This window comes from Niallia sp. 03133 (assembly GCF_052663225.1).
Map to the genome: position 1 here is coordinate 81,535 of NZ_JBQTCY010000012.1, position 22,683 is coordinate 104,217.

Here is a 22,683-nt window from a genome sequence, read left to right on the forward strand (position 1 = left end):
TTCTCGACTTTTTTCGTTAAAAATCGAGAAAAGCCCAATAACTTAGCAAGCGTTCCATTGCGTAGTTGGCAAGGTTACGCTTGTTTAGCCCACTTGGCTTTTCCGCTTTCTTTCCCAAAACGCCCGCCCTTCCCGCTGTCATAAGCGAACTTGTTACAATAAGGAGAACGAAGGAAGGATAGAAAAGGAAAACAAACAGAAAAAACGGCAAGGGTTCGATGCCCGCAGCCGTTTAGCACATAGCTTTTTAATTTGTAAAAAAAAAGCGTTCTGTACGAAAACGCTTTCTCATACAGTCGTCTTTTTGGAGGTTCGATGCCTCTAAAAAGACGAGATGAATCTTTTAGTATTACTCCTCGTTCGATACGGTTTCCTGTCTTCTTTAGTATCGAACCGACACGTACGGTATGACAAAAGAATGCATTCCTTGATAAGTCCGTAGTTGCAGCTGCCGTCTTATTTTTTTATTGAGTAGAATGCTTTTGTAAAAACTAGTTATGATTTTCCTATCTCATTAATAGAATATTGTTGACTCTAGCATGTTTGCAATGATCATACTTTATATTGTGACTCTACTAATTTTACAGTATTATATGTATTTATAGGCTCTTCGATTAAACTAATTAATTTTGATATTTCTTCTTCCTTAAGTACATTTAATGAATCTCTTACTAAAGTAGTGAAAATTCTAAAAAGTAAATCTAATTTTTCACTATATATTTTCCCTTTATTTTCTTTTTCTTTTTCTTGATTTATATTTCTTAATAAATCTTCTTTGTTAACCACCTGTCCTAAGCATAACTTTGAAGAAATGTAAGGATAGTCTGGTGATGGACATATTCTTACTAAATATAGAATTGCATCATAAATATTTATGTAACTGGACCACTGCATATAGAACTGTTTTTCTATAGAATACATTAATTGAAGACTTTCTCCAATTTTGAATAACTTACTTTTGGAAACTTTTGTTTTAATATCATAGAACTTATCTTTATTTGTATATATAGTAGCATTAATTTTTGTTCCATTTTGTTTTTTCTTGAACATAGAAAATTTAGTAGGTGTATTAAAGTAGACTTCAACAGCTGGAATTAAATCTTCTATTAACCACCTAAAAGTACTTTGAGCACTCCAAAGGTCCTCACCGGCAATATTCATATAGTCCCACACTAACCATACATTACTATGTGTGTTATACCAATTAAATCCATCATTATTATCTGAAATGGCATAAAGAAAACATCTGTATTTCCCACTATCTTTTTCATAGACCTTAATCATTGTTCCATTAGCATCAAAAATATGCCATTCACTCTCTCCAGCTGAATAATCATGATCTCTAGTAAATAGAATAATTTTTTCAAAGAGATCTGGTAGGATGCAAATTAATTTGTAGTTATTCAAATCATGTAACATTGGATAAAAGTTCTTTGACTCCAGTTTACACTCTATATTTTTTATGGCTTCAACATAATTTTCAATGAAAATATCTATTGCCCTAATTAAATGTTTGACTTCGTCAATATCCAGATGGAATACACAACCTCCAATACTAATTATATACGTTTTAAATTCATTACTTAAAGTATTCACCATTATATATGACCTCATCGAAAGTTCTAATGGTGTTTTATGTCCCCTATACAAGGTCCTTAATATTTCCTGATGTGAAAGAGTAATATTAACCTGCCGTAAATAAAAGCTATTAAAAGAAAATAAACAATTTCCTTCTCTTTCTTCTACCCTTGGTAAATGTGCTGAAATTCTGACACTATGAGAATTGACTTCAATGCTATTTATAAAATTATTTTCATTACTTATTACTTCATAACCATAATCCACTTGATAATCTCTTATTTGATCAACATATTCTTCAAGTGCTATATCCTTTTTACGAATTGCTTCCCTAATAACTTCGATGCTGAGCGCATATTGTTTTTCTTCATGATATTTAGTGATTTCTCTCTCAACTAACTTCTTTAAGTTTCTTGCTTTGAGTAGATTTAAATTTACTTGTTCAGAAGGAAGTTCTTGATTACTTTTTTCTCTATTCCATGCTCTTAATACTGGTCTCAAGTTTTCTAGTCCATGTAAATCGAAATCTTCTGGTAAATTATATATTGCTACCTTTTTTTTATCTTTAAAAGTACTCACTGAGATAATATGATCAATTTCCATATCAGTAATATTTTCAATTAGATTTTTTGTAATTTGACAACGTCGTTTATATGCATTCCATATTGCATACCGGACAGCATTCTCATCTTTTAATGACATAAAAGAAGGACTCCTTTACTATTTCTAAGTTAAAACAGAAAATAAAGAAGGGTGCCTTAGAAGTGTTTGTATTAACCTTAAGAGACCCCAATCGTTCCCATGATCAAGATATAGTTATAAATCTTATTTACAATAATAAATAGTACAATCTAGATACCTTTTTAAAACACACTATACCAATCTTTTAAAAGGTAATACAACAGCACTTTTTTACTTTTTCAATTCCTCAATCTATAGATATTTTATTTGCCACCCGGCATTTTTAAGATCTTCCTCATTTCCATCAATGGTGTCTTGCCTCATAGCCAAACAAAGGAGGTGGGTAGGTCTAGTTAATCCAACATAGGCAATACTTAAAGCTTCTGGAAGCTCTTTACCTTTCGGAATAATATGTTTTTTCTTTAAATACTCTCTTATTCTCATTAAGTCATATTGTTTAAAATAGGTCTCTAGATAAAGTGTTGCGGTATGAGTTTCTCCCTTTACATTATGAACTGTATCTATGCTAACAATTATTTCATCATTTGTATTTTCATCTTGATAGGTTATTGTATTTATCTGTTTTGTTATACATGAAGATTCATTAGTTTCATATATTTCTTTATTACAAAATTCTTTTAATTCATTACTGATTTGCTTATCCCCCTTAAAAAAAGGTATAAACTTTTGCATAATAAATTTAGATATTTCAACACTTATGTCTTCATCATTTTTAACCTTTATTACCCATCTTGCTATATGTCTATTTAAATTCACAACCAAAATCTTATTTTTTTCTTCTAGCTTCTCGACAAGTTTTCTTTCTGTGTACCATTTACCATCGATTCTAATATTCTCAATTCTCATTGTGTTTAATAAACAATTTATTAGTAGTTTTCGGCAACCTCTTACATTAGGATCATTAAACTGTGAAATGGCCTTTAAATACTCACCTAATGATTGGTAACTTTTTTTTATTTTCTCATTACTACTTTTAATGTAAGAAGTAAAATAGCTCGGAATTGTAATGTGCCCTTCATTGTGAACTTTAGCAACCCTACCAACTGCTTTAAAAATCTTTCTATCTTCGTTATGTAGGTTATTATCAATAATTATTTTAGAAAATGTTGGTAACACGTTTTCTATATTTGAATCATTAAATACAAGTATTATAGGTGGTATATTATTTATATTTAGATTTCCTTTTATATTTTGTGGTTTAACACACACTTTATCTACACAATCTGCAATCGATGATGAAAACCGTTTACTTTCAGCTAAAGAAAGGGGATTCTTAGGTTTCCATCTTAACTTACCACTTGAATTTTCAAATATTGCTTGATTTTCATCTCCAATACATTGAATACTTACTTGTTCTTTATCAAAGACACGGTATAATAATTCTATCTGGAGACTTGAGGTATCTTGCATTTCATCTATAAATAAATATCTAAACCGAGCAGAAATTAAATCCCTTGTTTCTGGAAATTTATTTAAGAATTTATAAGCCAATACATATGCATCATGAAATGAAAGGATTCCTTTATTAAATAGATCATTTTTAAGCTCTTTTAAATAGTTATAAGTATCTGACGTCTCACTATATACCTCACTCAATTTTTTGTTCCCTAAATAAATAAATCCTTCCTCTTCTAAGCCGAAATTCAACTTATTACAAAGATCATCTGTATTATATTTTCGATTTATATTTATCCGATATTTCCTTGGAATCTTTAAAAATGCCCTGTGAAAGTTTTCACCATATGTCTCTTGGTCAATGCTGTATACATTGTTGTTGTAAAAGTGTTTGTACGATGGAATTGCTAGGTATTTATTAACAAATATCTGTATAGTTGATACGTGATTAGGATATTGAAATAACTTACTAGCTTCTTGACTACTACTTCTTTCTTTAATCTCATTGACTCCGACATTTGTATGAGTTAAAACACATATTCCTTGATTGTTTATAAACGGAAGTTTCTTTTCAAGAATTAAAAGTTTTGCAATTAGAGTCGTCGTTTTTCCACTTCCAGGACATGCTTTTATGTCCACAGTTTCTAGATTTCTAATAACCATCCTGTGATCATCTTCAAATTTCCCTCCATAAGGCAGCAATATTGTTTCAATTGAATCTATATCTTCATTTGTAATTTCAATCATTTTTAAGACCTCCTTGGGAAGTCACATAATTAATGGCTTCAACTAAATAACTTAATTTCTTATCCCTTAATATAATTTTTTTTAATTCTTCTTTATCTTCGTTTTCTTCAATTAAAGTTGCAAAGCACTGACCTATAATTGCTTTAGATATTTTATTATTTACTTTGGTTATTTGATTTCTATATATATCATGAGCTATTTGAAAGTCAGTATAGTTCTTCTCCTTCCATGTAGCATTTAAGATATTAATTTCAGTTTCGATATCTTCATTTTTTTTATCTGTTAATCCATACTTATCACTATTTTGAATTTTTTTTGCTTGCAAAATTGCCTTCAATAATAATGGCCGAAGTTCACTTAAAGCAATATCATGTTCAAGTGTCCAATAAGGTGAAACAAAGGTTCTAACAACTTGTCCATCTAATCTTTCAACAATATTAGCTTTTTTCTCTTGTCGTTTCTCATAGTATGCTTCGCTTAATCCTTCATTACTTATATATTCCACAGTATCTATATCCAGGTCTGTCACGCATGCCACAGGAATATTTAATAAGCCATTTTCACTATTCTTTCGTCTAAAAATCCTTGAGTATCTTAAAAATGCCGTACTACCCACATTCAGTACCGTTACACCATATTGTGAAAATGGTTTACCAATAATCTTACTTAAGGACGGTAAGATTAAATTTTCAGCATCCCCCTCAACCATTATTACTCCTTGTGCAAAGAACATATCTGCTTTTGTAGCATCTAAAAATCGTTCGAGAAATAAGTAATCCCCTTTTAACAACTCGGTTTCATCGGATCTCATTGAAAAAATACTGTTATTACTACAGATAAACAAATTTTCTAATTTGATTTTTGAAGATAATGCAGTACTATGAGTACTTAATATAAGTTGAATATTTGAGCTTTCAGCTTCTTCTTGTAAATATTCAATTAGTCTGATTTGAGCTTGAGTATGTAGATGGGCCTCGATTTCTTCAATTAAAGCTAACTTAAGACCATCAAATTCATCCCTTTTTAACAATAAAAGTTCGGCAGCAATAAATAAAATGTTATGTGAGCCTAAACCTGGTTTTGAACTTTCAAATTCTAATGTAAGACGTTCAAGTATGTTTTTTAATTTCAAGTCTGAAACTCGAAAACCAGATTCTAAAACGTTATTTTTGTTCGAGAACTTATTAAGGTATGTATTAAGTTCTTCTAAAAGATTTTTCCCAAGCTGGTCTGGTAAATTTTCTTCATTTAAATCTTTTCCCTTAAAGTAAGAATCTATTTTTTTATTCGCTTCTTTAAAGGTATCGAGTAAAAAATGACTATCTTCATTTTCAAAAGCAGAATGACTGCTTAAAATGTTGGAAAGCCTTGAATTTTTCCTAGGTGCTAATTCAGTATTAGCATCTCTTAAAGGCTTTAAATACGTAGCCCTTATTCTATTTCTTGCCTCACTGTTTAATAATTTCCCCCCATCCCCAATACCCGCTTTTACATCGTAAAAAATTTTCTTTCCTTCTCTTTTAGCAAGATAAGAAATATGAAGTAAGTACTCTGTTTTTCCTCTTACCTTTTCAAACGACAACCATTCTAATAGATGTTTTGCTTCATTCAATGAAATGTCTCGTATTATACAAGAAATTTCTATAGTTTTAGCCCTTTCAAATTCGGGAGAATTTTTGTTTGGAATATGAAAATCATCAGTCTCAATCCTATTAAAATCATTACTTTGAGTGCCTAATACTAGTTTTATAGCATCAATTATTGTAGTCTTACCAGAATCATTTTCTCCTACAAACAAATTAAACCCCTTATTTAAGATTAAGTGTAGCCCGGGGTTTCCGAATTTGCGAAAATTTTTAATATGGATTTCTGAAAGGTACATTTTTCATACTCCTTTTATATTCTTATATTTTTAGTAAATTTTTAGTAATATTGTTCTTTATTTACATTATATTGCAAATCTTATAGTGATAAGTAACAAATTGTCGAATATTACATATGATTTTCATTTTCTGAAGTAAGGACAATAAATCTCCTTTAGTAGGCAAGAAGAATTAATGTACCTTTTTATAGAAATAAATTATTAACAGGGGGAGCTCTTATTAAGACCGAATCTTTCAGCATTTTCATTCTTGCAATACGAATGTTTTTCTTTTAATATTCTTTATAGGAAGAGAGACCATTGGAGGTCTTCAATGTTAAAAAATTAAAATTGGAAGCTACACTAGATGACAATATAATTTTCAGCATTCATACTTATTGGGTGAATTGTATTGTATTTTGGTTGTTTATTAAGGATGATACTAATACTTCAATTATTTTGGAAATACTATCCAGATTACTTAACTCGAAATAAAACTTAAAAATTACTATTAAGGTCTCTTCTCCCTTAAAAGGGGGTTAGAGACTTTAATAGTAAATAAATTATATTTATTGTATAACCCAACAAAAAAGACATCGACCGCATAAGAATCGATGTCTTTTTACTTTGTTCAAGATAACCTTGAATTCATATTTTTATCAATTATGCTTTATCCACTCAACCCTACGATGAAACAGTGACCCTTATGTCATTCTGTGAATGAGCATATCGATTAGTTGTACTAAGAGAATAACAGCAAGTCTGATGAATACACTAGGTAATTATATGATCCTAACATAATATGATGAAGAGGGAGTTAAAAGTGAAATTAAAATTTATTAACTTACTTTTCATATAGCATCATTATTCCATTTCGTTTAATCTGTGTTCCCACATAGTATCCTGCTGCAGACCTTAACACTTTTAAAGTAGTAATACCTTTCATACATAAATCCCTTAGAAAGAAAAAAATAATTGTGCACATTGTGAGACCAAACGTCATCATAGTGCACGAAGCTCTTTTTGTGCACACAGAAGCCTTTAATTTCCTGTTAACTCCCCGATATATTCGATATCATTTACTTTCCATCCCTTATTCTTTACATAAAGCAAATCTGTTTTTACTAACGTTGTGACCGTATCTGAAACTCCGTTATATTCTGTTGTAAGTTCAAATTCATTGATATAAGCGGTTTCCATTTTGCTGGCTTTATACTCATATGCTTTTAAGCCCGATAAAGAAGATTCCACGGATTCTTTTGTAGAAGGAATCTCGGCCCCAGATGGATGGGTAGAAGCAAATCCCTGGTCTGTCATAAGTGTTTCTACATTTTTGTATCGATCCTCTGTATGTTCATAGGTGAAAAACTTATCCAAGAATGTTTCATTTAAAAGAGCTGCTTCCGATCCGTGCACGTTCTTTAACCTTTTTATTTCCTTTTCATAGCGGCTTTGATTGGATTTTACCTCCTGCAGCTGTGCTTTTAAGCTAATGATATAAAAAAGGAGCAGAGCTCCTCCAATGATCATGATAAAAATTAATAGAACATATTTCTTTTGGAAAGGTTCCACTCTCCTCACTCCTTCCTATATTCGCCTGAAGCCTAGGAAAGGATAAAGTTTTTTCCATTCCTCTACAGAAGAAAAGGACGTTCCATTGCTGGAATTGGCATTAATAAACTGACCATTTCCGATATACATGCCAACATGAGAGGCACCAGGCTTATACGTGGAGAAAAAAACTAAATCTCCTGGCTTAATATTCTCCTCTGAAACAGGAGAGGTTTTATCAAATTGAGATTGTGCAGTCCCCGCAATATCGATCCCGATTTTTCCAAATGCATATTCCAGTAAACCGGAACAATCAAATCCTCCTGCCTGCGGAGTTCTTCCACCCCATACATAAGGAATGCCAAGGTATTTTTTCATAATCACCAAAACTTCTTCTACATTAAACGATTGCGTGCCATCATTACTGACTACCGTTTTTCCTCCCTCATTATAATAACGAAGCACATGATCGACATATTCGTAGGGTAAGTGCCCAGCGCCTTGTTATATTGCTATAACAGGTTTCCAAACACTCCCCTCCGAACCGGACTTACACCTCTCAATGTATCCGGCTCTCCATCCATCCTTGCATTTATATTTCGCCTTTATGCCGTTTTATATGGCATTTTGTACATAACGCAATCGTTTTTCGTCTTCTGGCTATCATTTGAATTTCGAGGAATGTATTTGTTTTCTTATTTTTAACATCTTTTAATCGCTTGACATGATGCATATGGATGTCAGTATTGGTTGATCCGCATAATTCGCATACTCTTGCCTTCAGTCGATCTGATAACTTCGTATAACTCAAAGTATATTGGTTGTTTGGTAAGATATCTGGTTTGGTCTTTACTGTTACATCCATTTTTCTTGGAAAAGATCGCTTGAGGAACGTAAGGGATCTCATTCCATTGGCTGTTTCATACGTAATCACGAATTCGCCATTCTTCATATACTTCTGTCGGATGTCTTTCAGCCCTGTTTTATACTTTGAACTGAAGGTTTTTAACATTGAATAAAACATGAAATATGCAAATCGATGCATATGATTACTCACATTTTTTGCGAATTTATAGTAGTTGTATAATCCTCGAATTTCACTATTGTACTGGGATACAATTTCTAAATCTTCACTATGGATGAACTTTCCCCTATGTGTAGGGTTCCATTGTCCTTCCTTTGTGATTTGGATAGCTTTATAGGTTTTAAGCTTGTTTACCCATACTTCATGAGGCATTTTAAGTTGGACTTTGCCTTTATATACACGTTGGAGTGTATTATTTTGGGTTCGCTTTAAATGGTTACCGTTGCTGATTGTTATATCGTAACCTAAAAATCTAGCAAGGTCCGTTCCATGAGTAATAAGTGTCTTCTCCTGGGATAGATTTAACTTCAAATTCTCTTTTAGGAATGTCGTGAGATTGCTTTTTATTGCGACTGCATCTTGTTTCGAGCCAATAATACCTATGAGAAAGTCATCTGCGTATCGAACATACTTTATTCTCTTATATGTTGTGTCCATAGGATCCACAGAAGAAAGAGTGTGTAATTGTTGCTTTAACTCCCCATGATGTTTTAATAGTTTATTGCGTGTTTCTATGGGTAAGTTACCCTTTTCAAGTTTCTTTCGCATCTTCTGTAGCTTACTTTCAATTCTTCTGTAAACTGGATTTCGTTTTCTCTCTTTACCTTGATTAGTTGCTGTAATGTATCGTTTCATGTGTGTGTCTAGTTCGTTCAGGTAAATGTTAGAGAGTATTGGACTGATAATTCCACCTTGAGGAGTACCGCTGTAAGTAATGTGGTATTTCCAGTTTTCCATATATTCAGCTTTTAAGAACTTCCATATAAGATCAATAAACCGTTCATCATCAATACGCTTTCGAAGAAGATTGATAAGGACATGGTGGTCAATATTATCAAAGAAGCCTTGAATATCTCCTTCTACGAACCATTTGACTCCATTAAAGGTATGCCGTATTTCTTTAAGTGCTGTATGGCAGCTTCTATTTGGCCGAAATCCATGAGAAGATGCTGAAAAAGTATCTTCATAAATAGCTGCTAATATCATTCGGATGACTTCTTGGACAAGTTTGTCGCAAAAGCTCGGGATTCCTAAAGGTCGTTGTTTCCCATTTTTCTTTTTGATGTAAACCCGTTTTGATGGAAATGGTTGATAGGTCATGTCTTTAATACTTTCAACTAATTTTTCCATTTCCTTTATACTTGTTCCATCAATAGATTTCCTATCTATCCCTTCGGTCATGCTCCCAGTATTATTGTTTATATTGTCGTATGCCATCAGATAAAATTCTAAGTTAAATAGATTGCGATAAAGGCGATTGTACTTGTACGTGTCTTTCTTACTGTGTTTTTGCAAGTTACTTAATACTACTCTCGGATTTTGCATAGTGCCTTCCGCACCTCCCCAATTTTGTAGTAAGTTGATAGACTGCCTTCCTTCGCCATGTACTAGGCTTTCCCTAGCTCAGACTACTACGAAGGCTCCGTTACCTTATCAGATTTTCAGAACCTGTGTTCATAGCCTTTTGGCGTTCTGACTTAGGTAATCCCCGTTTAGTATGATAAGAGACGTGGCCTGTTATGATATCGGATGCGACTTTCGTACGTTTCCACTGACTGTGGCTGGATAACTCAAGACCTTCTGATATATAAAGACATCGAATTTTATATATCCTTGAGTTACATCTCGTATACAGGCACCTTTAGAGATGTGTTACGGTATTCATCCTTGTACTATCATTCAAGCAGTGTAGCTTTCATCCTTGTTCATAACCTTTTATTTTGCTACTCAGCCGCAACATGGTACCTTGTTGGCTTGTAGCTTTCCTGCCATGCTATTGTCCCCCTTCAGTTTCCATCCAAGGTAAGACAGGTAATAATGGAGTATTAAGAAGGTAACCCCACTAACTTGCCAAAGTCAGATTCCCTTATCACCCTTACGGGCGCACGATATCCCCGTAAGATGTCCATCCCGATTTTTCTGCCATATGTTTGCTGTAGTTGGCAGCTACTTCTTTGCTGTAGCCTCCATGCTCTTGTGCATAGGAAATGAATCCTTTTCCAAAGTTATATGATTGCAGCGCTAGGTTGATATCCCCTTCGGATTCTTTTAAGATGCCCGCAAAGTAGGCTACCCCTACTTCTATCGAATTAGCAGGATCCATAATTGCACCTCGGGATAACCCAAGAGATTCGGAGGACTGCATCACATCAAGATGCCTTCCTCCGGATTCCTGTTGGATAAGTGCAAGTAGTAAATTTGTATATTTTCCGATTCCCTTTTTTTCTGCATATTGAGAAACAAGGGGCTCATACCGCAATACTTCTTTTGAAAGGGAAGCTGCACTTCCTGCACTGTTTCCTGTTCCAGAATCAAAAGAACTGTCACCGCCTAAGCTGACAGAAAGAAAAACAGAGAGTGTAACTAACCCAGCAACCAAAACAGAAATACCTGCAAGAATCCAAAAGATAGGACTTTTGAGAAGTGCATACGTAACAGCAGTTTTCGCACTTTTTTTCAGCATCGTGATCATATGTCCTCCTTTCCAAAACTGTCTTAACTTATTCTATAGGGACCATTAGGCAGAAACATTTATCCCTCTTGAGCCTCCCTTTTTTGTTTTAAACTACCTGCTATTTTTTCCTCTTGGATAGCTGCCTTCCCTTCTTTTAGAAAGTGAATTTTCCATTCTTCTTGCTGCTCTTTTCCGGTTTATTGCTCCCTTTTCTCTTTCAGCATCCCCTCCATCTTGCACAACCGTATTACTATTCATCTTTTTCTTAGGCTCTCTGTTTCGTGATTGTCTTATTTTTGAAGTATCCTTTTCACCATTGACTTTTTTAGTGGTAGTTGTCGATCTTTCCTCACTCTGCTGAAAATGATAAGGATCTCTTGAGGACGGATTATTTTCACTACTATTATTTCTTCCCGTTGCGTTCACCTGCCAACTAGTAATTTTTATGGCTGATCCGCTATTATTCTCCTGAGCTTGTACAGCGGAATCTTTCGGCTTTCTAAAAGAGGAAGTTTTTGCAGCTGTTCCTGATGGTACCCCCTCCTTCGTTGCTCTCCCTTTTTCTTTTTTATAACGATCAAAGGCTATAACTTCTCTTTCATCATTGTGTGAGAAAGATGAAATCGTTCCTTTCCTAAAACCGGATGGACTCATTCCATTTCCTTGTTTAGTCGAAAGAGTAGTATTCACCTTTCTCTGTTTGGAATCATTTCGCTCTAGAGATAGACTGCTATCTCCCACTGCTTCACGCTGGGAAGAAGTTTCTCGTTCTTCTAAAGCAGCTAACGTTTTTCTTCTCTTCTTTTCCATCTGTTTCTTCTCATGATTTTGCTGGTTTTCTCGAAGTGAAGTACCGACCATTCTTTTCGCTTGTCCAACTCCTTTTTCTCCAACATCTCCAATTCGATTCATCACACCTAGAGTTGCTCGTTCCACTCGCTGCTGACCATGGACCATCCCGGAAGATGCCACTTCAAATATTTCTGAACGATATTTAAACAAGCCCCATATAGTGATGCAAACAAGGAAGACAACAAATACATATCCTTCCACACCGTTAGTTACCGATACCGATTCATACAGAAGAGTAACGAGTCCCGTTATAACCCCAATCAATAGTACCAACCCGGCTTTCAGTAACAGCACACCCATCAGTTTTTTTCCATGGTTAAGGGCCGTTTCTGAATAAGCAGGGATAAGAGACAGTACCAACGGAATAGCGGTAAAGATAACAAGCGCCAAAAACCATACCTGCAGCAAGAACTTAAAAGAAGCAAGCAATAAAACAGGCACCGAAACGGCAATCGTAGAAAGAAGCGTCACAATCAAATAGCCAAATCGCTCCCCGCTGAAATCTGGTGACATTTGTTTGTTTTCTAATTCTGATACTTCTTGATCAACCACGTCTTTTCGCTGTTCTTTCCCTTCTTCTGTAAAGGGTTTAATTTCTAAAAGTTTATCCACCCGATTAGGATCTTCCTTAACAAGTTCGCTTTCTTTAGTCGATCCGTAATTTAAAAATAAGTAGGGTCGCTTTATCATGAGATTAAAAAGCTGATTCTCTAGAACCGCGATTCCTTCCTTGCTATCATAAGCTTTGTTTGCATCAAATTCCTCACTGCTCATCAGTACATTGACAGAACCAGCAATTCCTTCCAGCTCTGCCCCCCGGTCATTCAGCCATTTGATATGACCAATCGCGTTGGAATAAAACCAAAAAGTCATCGTCATGATTATCAGGGCACCGAGTATCGCTTTTACCGCATATCCCGATTGCCCCCTCACATAATATCTCCAGGCAGCTGACCCGCCAGCCAACACAATAAAAAGAGAAAGAAAAGTACCCGACATGATGCGGTAAATTCGTTCACTCATGAGTGCTGCTTCTTCTGTAATCTTGCTGATAAGATCAAAAGACATTAACTCTTCCACCGCATATAGGGTGAAACTTGCGACTGTTTTATTCAGGCCCCACATGCCCTGGTTAATGGAATGCAAGCCTCTATCCCCGACTTCTGTTATACCATCGCCAACATCACTTTCCATTTTGTAATGGTCCAAAGGATACTCTTTGCTTTCCACTATCACCCGTCCGACTGTCTCTTCCTTTTTTTCAACAGTAGCGGTGCTCTCCTCTGCTGCAGAATGAAGAGGAAGAATAAAAAACAAAAAGAAGAAGCACCACCCCTGTTTCAGGAATTTCATGGGATCCCTCCTTATTGGCAGTTAATGCAAGCCTCCCTATTTAAAGATTCTGACACATCATCTTGATCTATATCTTTACTTTGATCCTGGTCTAATTTCCAACCTCCATCTTTTTTTCTAAAAAGAAGTTTGTCGTTAACTGTATTATCACCCTTTGGATTTTTAAAATTGGCAAAAACAATATAGTTATCATTTTCCTTGTCATAATAAATTTCATATTGGATATCATCATATTTAAGACCAGAATCTGTTGTTTTTGATTCTTTATCTACTTCATAAGAACCTTCCTCATAAATTAGTTTTTGCTGCCGCTCATAATCTCGATCAAACTTCGCATCTTCCCATTTATAAGCTAGCTGTGCAATATCTTCCGTTGATGTTCCTTTATTGCATCCACTTAGAAGCAATATCAATGTAAGCATTGAAAATGCTAAACCTTTCATTACAGAAACGCCTCCTCGGTTTCCGCTCTTCCATTATCTTTTTCTTTCGTATTGAAAGCAGAAACCCATTCGTTGAAAAGTACATCTGTTTGTATTTTGGCTGTTCTTCCGTACATATCTTCCATAATGCATTGGCCCTCTGTCAGCTCTTTCAGCATCTTCCGATTCGCTTTATTATCCTCCAAGCCTAAAAACTCGATAATATTGGCTGCTTCTTCGTTCGTTTTTGCTTTGAAGGCAAATTTTGTCCCAATATTCTCTTTTATTTGCGGCTTGTTATACTCATACGTAGATTGCGTGATAATATAGACGGCAGAACGGAGGGAGCGGCCGGTGCGCAATAACTCGTTGATGAGCTTATCCCCGGCTCCTGTATTCATCAGCATCCATGCTTCTTCAAAAATCGTTAATTTCACAATCGAATCATCGCGGGCAAATTTTGTCGCAAATTTAGCGAGCGGCTGCATTAACGCAACCGCGATATGTTCATCCCTTGTGGCTGGTTTTTCCCCTTCATTTGGAAGGTTGAGATTTTGAATCTGCAAAATATTCACCTGTTCATCCAAGCTGATTCCTTCCACATTCCCGTCAGAAAACATGAGCTTTGCCACACCATTTGTCGCAATTTCATAAAGCAAATCCCCCACGCTTTGTACATCCGGATCTTGTGACCCTTGCAGGTAGCGGACTACTTTCAATAATCCAGGATGATGATCCTGCTGCATTACATGCCGTACGCCTCTATATATCGCTGTTTTTACATTCCGTTCGTTATATTGGAGCTCCGATAAATATTCTAAAACAGCAACCGCGGCATCCTGTGCTTCCTCTCCTTCTAAAAAGGTAAGGGGGTCCAGCTTCCCGGCATCTTTTGCTTCGTTGGAAAGCGTAATATAATGAAAACTTTGTATTAATTCTTTAAAATAAGGAGCATTTTGTTCCATTTCAGGGGAGAGGGATTGTTTAAATTTCTTTTCCACTTCGTCTTTTGGATCCGTCATGAGCACTTTCGCTCCAAAAAAGACGCTGTTTAATAAAATATCTTTTAATAAGTATGATTTCCCCATTCCTGTCGGTCCGGAAATCGTCACGTGGGGAGAAGAATATTTCGATCCTTTTAGTCCTAAATGAGCTAAAAACGGATGATAAAAAACAAGAGACTGGGAGTTTTCCAAGCTTTCCCCCTCATGCGAAATGTTTTTTCCAAGATAAAAGCCGATCGTATTGCCAATTTTACGGGTAAGGGAAAACAACGACTCGGCAAACGACTCTGGCGTCAAAATTTGTTCCCAGTCAGGTGCCACTATGTTAGCGGCCGGCAATGATTGATGAAATAACAGCAGTTGATCCGCTAGTGGCTGCACTAAGTGTATGCCCCTGTCTTTGAAATCAGCTTTTAACCTTCGTGCTCTTTTTCGTACTTCTTCTTTCGAGGAAGCATACACCACGAAATGAAGAAAGGTGCGTAGAAGCGGTTTTCCCTGATTTTTTATGCTGTTCTCTAATTCATGCAATAGCTCTCTTCCCATATTTATGAGGCTGTCGTCATCTTCATTCGCTTCAATCAACTGGGCATCTTGATCCCGGAACCGTTTTTTTATTTTATTTGTGACATGTTCATCCTCTTTCTGCTGTTTATAAACAGTGCGCATATGCAGTTCAATTGGAAAGGAATAAAATTGGAAAAAATAAGCCCATTCCGAGTACGTCACATTGACTGGAAAATCCACGACGGGAAGAAAAGCACACCAGGAATCTTCTTCGAGCTGCTGGATATGAAGATATCCTGGATACTTTGGATCGAGTATGCCTTCTGTTAACCCATAATCGTTTTCTGTCTCTTCTTCTGTTGTACTCTGACCTCTTCTAAACGCGTGTTGGATCAAATACCAAATGTCCTGTTCCTTGGCACGAATAGACGAAATATGCGATTGAAGCGTGGAGTAGGCTTCTTCCTCACAATCAGAGAATAGTTTGACAGTGTAATCATCTACACCACTGCCGGTAAATCCGCTTAGCTTCTGCAAGTAGCGGTTCATACTTTTTAAGGAAGAGGAAAAAGTAGAAAGCAGATTTTCTTCCGGTTCCTGCCGCTTTAGTTTGACTGCCACAAAGAACTTGTATTCAACGAGATTTTCCGCTTCCTCGCAAAGAATCTCTTTCGCTCGTTCGGCATAATAAGAGCCAATTCCTTCGTATTTCCCGTCATATTGTTCTGACAGGATATGCATTCTTTTCTCTATATCAACAGGTACAGGAAGTATTTTATAATCAACTTCCTCAAAAGGAACAAGTTGAGAAGCTAATCGCTGAAGTGCATGAACCATGGTATTTTCCGCTTCTTCTTCGTTGACGCCTACTGTATGCTCATGGATGCGATAGTAGGCCCACGCTTCTCCATCTTTTGTATACACGACATTGTTTTGATAGAAACTTATCGGAAATTGTATCAAACAACCATCTCCTTACCGAAATTTCTCGTAGGACTGCACCTGTTTCATTTGCGGCTGATATAGTGGCTTATCCGAGCTGTAGCTGTATCGTTTATTGTACAAGTACCGAAATAAACCAAGAAAGAACCGATCCAGCCTTTTCCCGTCCAGCTTGCTTCTAGTAATCCCCCCCGCAATCATCCACGGAAGGATGAGATAAAAAGCAAGCTGCAGCGTTTTGGGGAGGACGGCATTAATGGAAGCTCGAAACAACAGCAGCACCCCTAAAAGAAGGGCCGCAAGCAAAATCTGGCGTATTTCAATTCCTTTGCTGAATACAAGCGATTTATCCCCTCTGCCAATCTTCCAGATTTTTAGTGGATAGTGAAAAAACTTTCGGTAGCTGTAGGAGGCTGGTCTCAATTGAGACCACCGCTTTTCACCTGGTTCCATAAGGTCATGGCCATGCTTTCAAATTCTCCTGGGTTGGCGACTACCACCCAGCACACAACCGCAAACAAAAAGCTGGAAAAAAACATTCCCCATCGCTGCGAAATAAAGGCACGGACAATCATAATAACCATCACAATAAACAACACGGCGGCAACCTGTGTGGAAACATAATCAGTAAGACCTGTAATATCCGGCATCCTCTCATCCTCCTAAACTGTGTTTTAGTTCCTCTACAAAGAATCGATCGTTTTCCTTTTTAACGGTAAGCGTATATGGATGTTTGCTGATCAGCCCGCTTTCCTTTTCTTCCAAAAGAAGAAGCGTTTTGATAACATACTCCCCGTCTCTTTTTCCGTCATAAACAACGAATTTATCCATCCCTTTATAAGTGTATAAACCGTTTAATGTTTCCGGCTTTTTCATAAAATACGACATCTCCTCTTCACTGCTTTTTGTATAAGAGGTGAAAAACTGGGAAGCAAATCGTTTTAGTTCTTCTTCTGCCCCGCTGTTCTTTTCGGACTGATCGGTATGATCGCTAATAGCAAGTAGTCTCGTTTCACTTGGCAGAGCTTCATAATAGGGCTGCTCCACCACATTAAAACCCCTTCCGTCTGTCGCAAGAGGAACGACGATTAATTGCTCCTTCCTTCCAATAGATGTTTCTTTCGCTGGTTCTCCTTTTTTCTTTTCTTCGCTCTTGAAAAGTTCATATTCTACACGATAAACAAAACTGGCAGCAGTTTCACTCTTGTCTTTGATATCATATAAGCTAGCACTCTTCAAAACTCGTTTTCCATGAAATGACGAAGTATTCTCCAACGCTTCTACTGGTAATCCCTCTGCAAGATAACCCTTTAGTGCGTTTACTCTTGCTTCTCTTTCCTTCTCATCACTTGGAATATTCAAAAAAACGGTTAAAAACTCGCTGCTGTGGCTTTCTGCTGCAGGAGAAGTAATAAAGGATGAATCGTTTATTCCACTTGCATGCGTTGCTGCTGTTTTTTGAAAGGCGTTTACTTTATGGTTTAAAAATCCGGTTCTGTACCATGAAAGAATACTTAAGGAGATAATCCCAATTAAGGCACTCCAAAAGAGGAGGGTAAAAAAAAGACGACTGTTGATTCTCGATGACTTCAGTTTTCGCTCATTTTTTAATACTTTCTGACTTCCCCTCTGCATCGAACGGGTGAAAAACGACTGCGTGTTACTCAGAAGCTTCATTTAATCCCTCCTATATCCAGTGCATTTCGTACAAACACACGGCGAAAATAGGTTTCCGTATTTTTTTCTTCGATCATTTTCCGGTTGATGAAGATTTCCCCCAGCTGCAAATTCTTGATGTCGCTCGGGTGGGCTTTAAATCGTTCTACTTCGCGAACTGTACCCATTTCCGATTCATAACGGAGATGCTGGTATTTCTTTTCAATCTGCTGGGTAATTTCTCTGTCCGAATACGTTCCAAAAACCTTAGCCATCCGTTCCGCATCTTTCGAAGAATTGATGCGCCCTGTTGCAATAACATTGCAGTTTGTGATAATCTGCTCCGTCATAACAGGATCAATCGAATCTAGATCCGATAATGTTTGGGTGGAGATGATACATTCGAATCCGGCGGAGCGGGATTTATTGACAATATCAACAATTCTTCGGTCTCCGTAGGCGGAAAATTCATCATAAACGCCAAAAATAGGGGTTCTTCCCATCATTTGTCGATACGCTACTAAACTGTTGACATCTAAAATAATCATTTTTCCGATTTTTTTTATATAATCGGCATACCGGCTCCCGGAAATGCTGAAAATAACGACATCCTTATGCTCCGATATCCTTCTAAGGTCAATTCCATCCTCCTCTTCTCGAAATAAATGGCCAAGATCGGATTCTAATAATTCTCCTAGCTGCATTTTTAAGCGGGTCAAACATCCTTTTACCAAGTCTTCTGGAAATTCACGATCCAGGATCGTCTTGATCTGCTGCAGCCCATCTTGAAGGATCACGACTTTTCTTTTTCTTTTTTTTATGGTTTTTTTTCCGGTAGGTTCCGCTCTTTCTTGTGGTTCTTCGATGTGTAGAAAATCGGTCAAATCTTCTTCAGGTGGAGTCTGAATGGTTTCTTCTTCCTCCTGTGCCACCGTTACTTCTTCTTCGATTTCTTCTTCCGAGCTTAATTCCCGAAAAAAAATCGTTCGGTACTCCATCGACGTTAATTTTAAAATGGTGCCGAGCTCTCTTGGCACCCCTGCCGTATCCAGCAGTTTGACAATGAGCTGTAAATAACGGGACGCAATATCTGTATAGTAGGCGCCGTCCCCTGTAGAGGAAAAGGTAAAAAGAGACAGAAGTTTATCCCGGGTTTCTGTCGCTGTACCGTTTTTAATCGGGTTATACGTCAGCTGATCACATTCTGAAAATAAGTAAACCTTTTTTCCATACGATTCGCATAATTTTTTAAATTCCAGCATTGATTTTCTTTCGCCTTTTCCGTCCATATAAATAATTGGTTTATTCTGCTGCAGTGCTGCTTCCATGAGGGAAGCGATTAACGTTGTTTTGCCTGTTCCAGTTCCTCCCGTAGCAAGCATATGATAGTTCAGCTCATTTTCTTTTAGAGACACTCTTTCCTTAAAATCGGAATAGCCGATAAAGTTCTCTTTCGATTGTTTCTTTCTATAGAGCAATTGCTTCTTTTTCAAGTATTGAAACCGAGTTTGGCGAAATCTTTTGTATTTCTGTTCTGCTTTTTGTTTCGCCATAGTTCCAGCTTTCGTTGTTACCCGCTTTTTCCAAAAATAAGTGGTAAACAAATACCAGAAGAAACAAGCGACCAAGCCTAACCCAATAAGATTAAAGAAGGACGAAGAAGTAATCGGAATCGCTTCTCCACGATTCAAAGTATGATTCAGCATCACGGACATGTAAGGGATCTTCATTTGGGATAGAAAAGCAACGTAGGAAAAAACATGGCCCTTTGACAGTTGAAACAAGATGATCAAGGTTCCAGAAACCATCGATACAAAGTAGATGGATTTCTGCTTCAACGGCTGAAACAAGGCAAACAGCAGCATCCCAAGCATCCCTGGTAAAAAAAAGAGCAAGATAGCTACAGCCGCTACACTGTATAAGACCAGCTCCCCGATCATGACGTCTGTTTCAGTTTGGCCGGAGGCTGTTTCTTTCTTCTCCATTTTCTGACTCACTCGGCATCACCTCTTCCCATCGATCTTCCAGTATTACAGCGGGAATTGGGCGCACAGAAATTTTGTTGTAGTGAATTAAGTTTTGTTTCACTTCATTTACCACATTATGAATGCGGATATCATTGGCAAAATAGATCACCTGATCATAAGAAGCCGCCTCACTTTCTACATGTTTGTTCGCTAGTATTTCATCAAACAACTGAAACTTTTCATGGTATCGCTTCCGGTCTTTTTTATTGAGCTCCAATTCAATCCAAGTTGTCGTGATTTTCCCTTCTTTTGATTTAAAAAAGAACACGGCATCCGGTATGCGGTCCCGATTGTCATTATAGGCTTTCAATTTGCTTTGGTTGTCTCCTCCACCTATCATTCGGTACCGAACTTCCCTTTCCGAACGATATCGAAATTCCACCTCCTGTTTTTCCGCCTGCAGTTCATAAAATAGCACCAAATCAGTTGTCAACAGTTCATGCTGCATCGTATAGAGAGTTGCTTTATTTGGGATCGTTGCCTGCACATTCGTTAATCGTCTTGCTTCGATTGTTCCAAAATACACACCTACATTATGTGCCACGTATTCATGCTTCACATATTTTTTATCTTCCAGTTTCCTCAGCCTTCGATACACCCGAAACACATTCGGCTCCCGGAATTTCACCATCAACTGCTTTGCTGTCACCATTCCATTTCTTAATATGAATGACAGGTAGTCTAAATCTTTTTGTTTTAAGGTGGAATATTTTAATACCATTCCTTTCATCATCCTTTTCACCAGGATCAGGGATATTGCATTTATTCATTTTTCACTTAGAGTTTTTTCCTTTTTCTTTTCTCTTTTTCTCTCATTTTTGTTTTGTTTTTGTAAACCTTGACCTTGTTCTGTCATACTTCCACTCTATTAATCTTCCGTTTCCTTAATATTCTTCCTCCTCTCCTTGACCCAACTACCTTTTTTGTAGCTCATCACGCTTTAGCTTCTCTTTTTTGTTCCCTCCTCCTTTGATCGTTTTGTTTTTGATTTTATTATGGATCTTGGGTTTAGTATTTAGAATTTATTTATGTTTTTTGATTGTTTATCTTTTTTCTTCCGTTTTTGTTCTTGTTCTTGTAGACCTTATCCTTGTTCTGTCATACTTCCACTTTATTAATCTTCCTTTTCCTTATTAATCTCCCTCCTCTCATATGACCCAACTACTGTTTTTAGTAGCTCTCCATCACACTTTAGCTTGCTTTCTGACTTTTACGAGTACCAGAAGGCCTCGGTCATGTTTACGTAGTATGGGCGAGGTCTTCTGGTGGGGACGAGAAAAAGAGAAAGCCATAAGCGTTAGTGTGATGGGCGTTTGAGCTACTTTTCACCCGAAATAACACAGCAATCCTCCAATTTTGCATTGCGGTTCTTTTGCGGGTTTGATTATGCTGGAACTTTTGTATGAGTTTACCAAATAGATGACTTGCTATTAGTGTAACGCTTCGAACAATTGTTTGGAATATATCAATTACCAATTTAATGGAAAATAAATATATTTGTCATAATTATCAAAATATTTGTAATCCTGTTCATGTTTTTGTTAGTGTCATGTAATATTTTTCTGCATTTTGATAAACAAAAGCTTCTCTTATTTTTGTAAGGTAACAATAAAATTATCTAATTTTACATCTTCATACATGTATAAACCCGTTCTAATTTTAGAATATGGTTATACTAAAATTGTTTCATTTTTGATTTAAAATACTTCCCAGTCTTAAAAATATTAATAAAATCAATAACCTGATTTGTTAGTTCAAGAAAAAAAACTGCCTTTTATGACAGCTCCGGTTTATCACTATCGTGAAATTTATTAGTTCCTTAACGCTTTTTCTGACTTTCTTGCAAAAACTAATGGATCATCAACGCTTCGATATTAACGTAGATCAAATTCGGATTAAACAAAAACCACCAATTATGGCAACACTCTTGATCTAAATGAAAGCGAGTGTTCGCTTAATAAGCCTTAGTGATATCTTGTAACAATAATTCTACATCATATTTCAAGTTACTTCTTCTTTCTTCATCACACTCTCCTGCAACTTCTTTTACAGGGTATTTCTGTAAATTTATTATATAATGTTTTAATTCGAGGAAGGTGTTCATGGGGAAATCAAAATCATTCCATTGTTCTCTATAACCGATAATTCCGTGTCGTTTAATTAAGGCATCTAACTCCATTAAAATAGTTCTTAAGAATTTATCATATGGATATTCAGTTTTTATTAGTGTTTGAGGATTATCTTTGTTGTATAAATCTTCATAATACGCTGCCTCAATAAAAAGTATGTGGTTTTCTTGTAATTCAAAAGACAAGAGGATTCCATCTGGCTCCCCCTCCCATTCACACTCTGCTTTTTTCCTTGTCTCATTTTTCGGAACACAATAACAGTTTAGATACATTAAAGACTTTAGAAAATCATCTAAACAATTAGTTAAATAACTTACTGTGAATTCTAATTTCTGTGTATTAATTTCAACGACGCAAGTTGCCCAGCCAATTCCATTAAGATAATATTTGAACTCCATTTCCATCTCGCCTTTCCCAA

At 36.3% G+C, this 22,683-nt stretch carries 16 protein-coding genes; all 16 read right to left on the minus strand.

All coding sequences use genetic code 11. From position 1 onward, the window contains the following. Positions 1-552 precede the first annotated feature (552 nt). Positions 553-2,280 carry a hypothetical protein gene (locus ACTYBU_RS17025; protein ID WP_445491545.1) on the minus strand — a complete coding sequence of 576 codons (1,728 nt, stop codon included), beginning with the start codon at positions 2,278-2,280 and terminating at the stop codon, positions 553-555. A 231-nt stretch (positions 2,281-2,511) separates the two neighbouring features. Next, on the minus strand, positions 2,512-4,422 hold the full coding sequence (locus tag ACTYBU_RS17030; RefSeq protein WP_445491546.1) for a UvrD-helicase domain-containing protein: 1,911 nt from the start codon (positions 4,420-4,422) through the stop codon (positions 2,512-2,514). Next, the gene (locus tag ACTYBU_RS17035; protein WP_445491547.1) at positions 4,415-6,304 is read right to left on the minus strand and encodes an ATP-dependent nuclease; all 1,890 of its coding nucleotides are present in this window, start codon (positions 6,302-6,304) and stop codon (positions 4,415-4,417) included. Before ACTYBU_RS17035 ends, ACTYBU_RS17030 begins: the two co-directional genes overlap by 8 nt. Before the next feature lie 1,020 nt (positions 6,305-7,324). After that, entirely contained in the window at positions 7,325-7,855 is a 531-nt protein-coding gene (locus ACTYBU_RS17040) for a hypothetical protein (protein WP_445491549.1), read from the minus strand. A 15-nt stretch (positions 7,856-7,870) separates the two neighbouring features. Then, positions 7,871-8,212 carry a C40 family peptidase gene (locus ACTYBU_RS17045; RefSeq protein ID WP_445491551.1) on the minus strand — a complete coding sequence of 114 codons (342 nt, stop codon included), beginning with the start codon at positions 8,210-8,212 and terminating at the stop codon, positions 7,871-7,873. 214 nt (positions 8,213-8,426) lie between these two features. Next, a complete protein-coding gene (locus ACTYBU_RS17050) occupies positions 8,427-10,244 on the minus strand; it encodes a reverse transcriptase domain-containing protein (protein WP_445491553.1) in 1,818 nt (605 codons plus the stop codon). Positions 10,245-10,794: 550 nt separating this feature from the next. Continuing rightward, complete coding sequence (locus tag ACTYBU_RS17055) at positions 10,795-11,382, minus strand: lysozyme family protein (protein ID WP_445491554.1); 588 nt, start codon at positions 11,380-11,382, stop codon at positions 10,795-10,797. A gap of 102 nt (positions 11,383-11,484) precedes the next feature. Beyond that, positions 11,485-13,578 (minus strand): CD3337/EF1877 family mobilome membrane protein, encoded by a 2,094-nt coding sequence (locus ACTYBU_RS17060; protein WP_445491555.1) that lies wholly within the window; start codon positions 13,576-13,578, stop codon positions 11,485-11,487. 11 nt (positions 13,579-13,589) lie between these two features. After that, positions 13,590-14,021, minus strand: coding sequence for a hypothetical protein (locus ACTYBU_RS17065; protein ID WP_445491557.1), 432 nt, complete (start codon positions 14,019-14,021; stop codon positions 13,590-13,592). Continuing rightward, positions 14,021-16,474, minus strand: coding sequence for an ATP-binding protein (locus ACTYBU_RS17070; RefSeq protein WP_445491558.1), 2,454 nt, complete (start codon positions 16,472-16,474; stop codon positions 14,021-14,023). The genes ACTYBU_RS17065 and ACTYBU_RS17070 overlap by 1 nt, the downstream gene beginning before the upstream one ends. A 12-nt stretch (positions 16,475-16,486) precedes the next feature. Next, a complete protein-coding gene (locus tag ACTYBU_RS17075) occupies positions 16,487-16,876 on the minus strand; it encodes a TcpE family conjugal transfer membrane protein (protein WP_445491560.1) in 390 nt (129 codons plus the stop codon). Next, positions 16,873-17,103, minus strand: coding sequence for a TcpD family membrane protein (locus ACTYBU_RS17080; protein WP_445491562.1), 231 nt, complete (start codon positions 17,101-17,103; stop codon positions 16,873-16,875). Before ACTYBU_RS17080 ends, ACTYBU_RS17075 begins: the two co-directional genes overlap by 4 nt. Before the next feature lie 4 nt (positions 17,104-17,107). Then, positions 17,108-18,130: a conjugal transfer protein gene (locus ACTYBU_RS17085; RefSeq protein ID WP_445491564.1), complete on the minus strand. Its 1,023-nt coding sequence runs from the start codon at positions 18,128-18,130 to the stop codon at positions 17,108-17,110. Continuing rightward, on the minus strand, positions 18,127-20,106 hold the full coding sequence (locus ACTYBU_RS17090; RefSeq protein ID WP_445491566.1) for a type IV secretion system DNA-binding domain-containing protein: 1,980 nt from the start codon (positions 20,104-20,106) through the stop codon (positions 18,127-18,129). The genes ACTYBU_RS17085 and ACTYBU_RS17090 overlap by 4 nt, the downstream gene beginning before the upstream one ends. Continuing rightward, complete coding sequence (locus ACTYBU_RS17095; RefSeq protein WP_445491568.1) at positions 20,060-20,869, minus strand: hypothetical protein; 810 nt, start codon at positions 20,867-20,869, stop codon at positions 20,060-20,062. The genes ACTYBU_RS17090 and ACTYBU_RS17095 overlap by 47 nt, the downstream gene beginning before the upstream one ends. 1,221 nt (positions 20,870-22,090) lie before the next feature. Next, positions 22,091-22,669 carry a hypothetical protein gene (locus ACTYBU_RS17100; RefSeq protein ID WP_445491569.1) on the minus strand — a complete coding sequence of 193 codons (579 nt, stop codon included), beginning with the start codon at positions 22,667-22,669 and terminating at the stop codon, positions 22,091-22,093. Between the last annotated feature and the right edge of the window lie 14 nt (positions 22,670-22,683).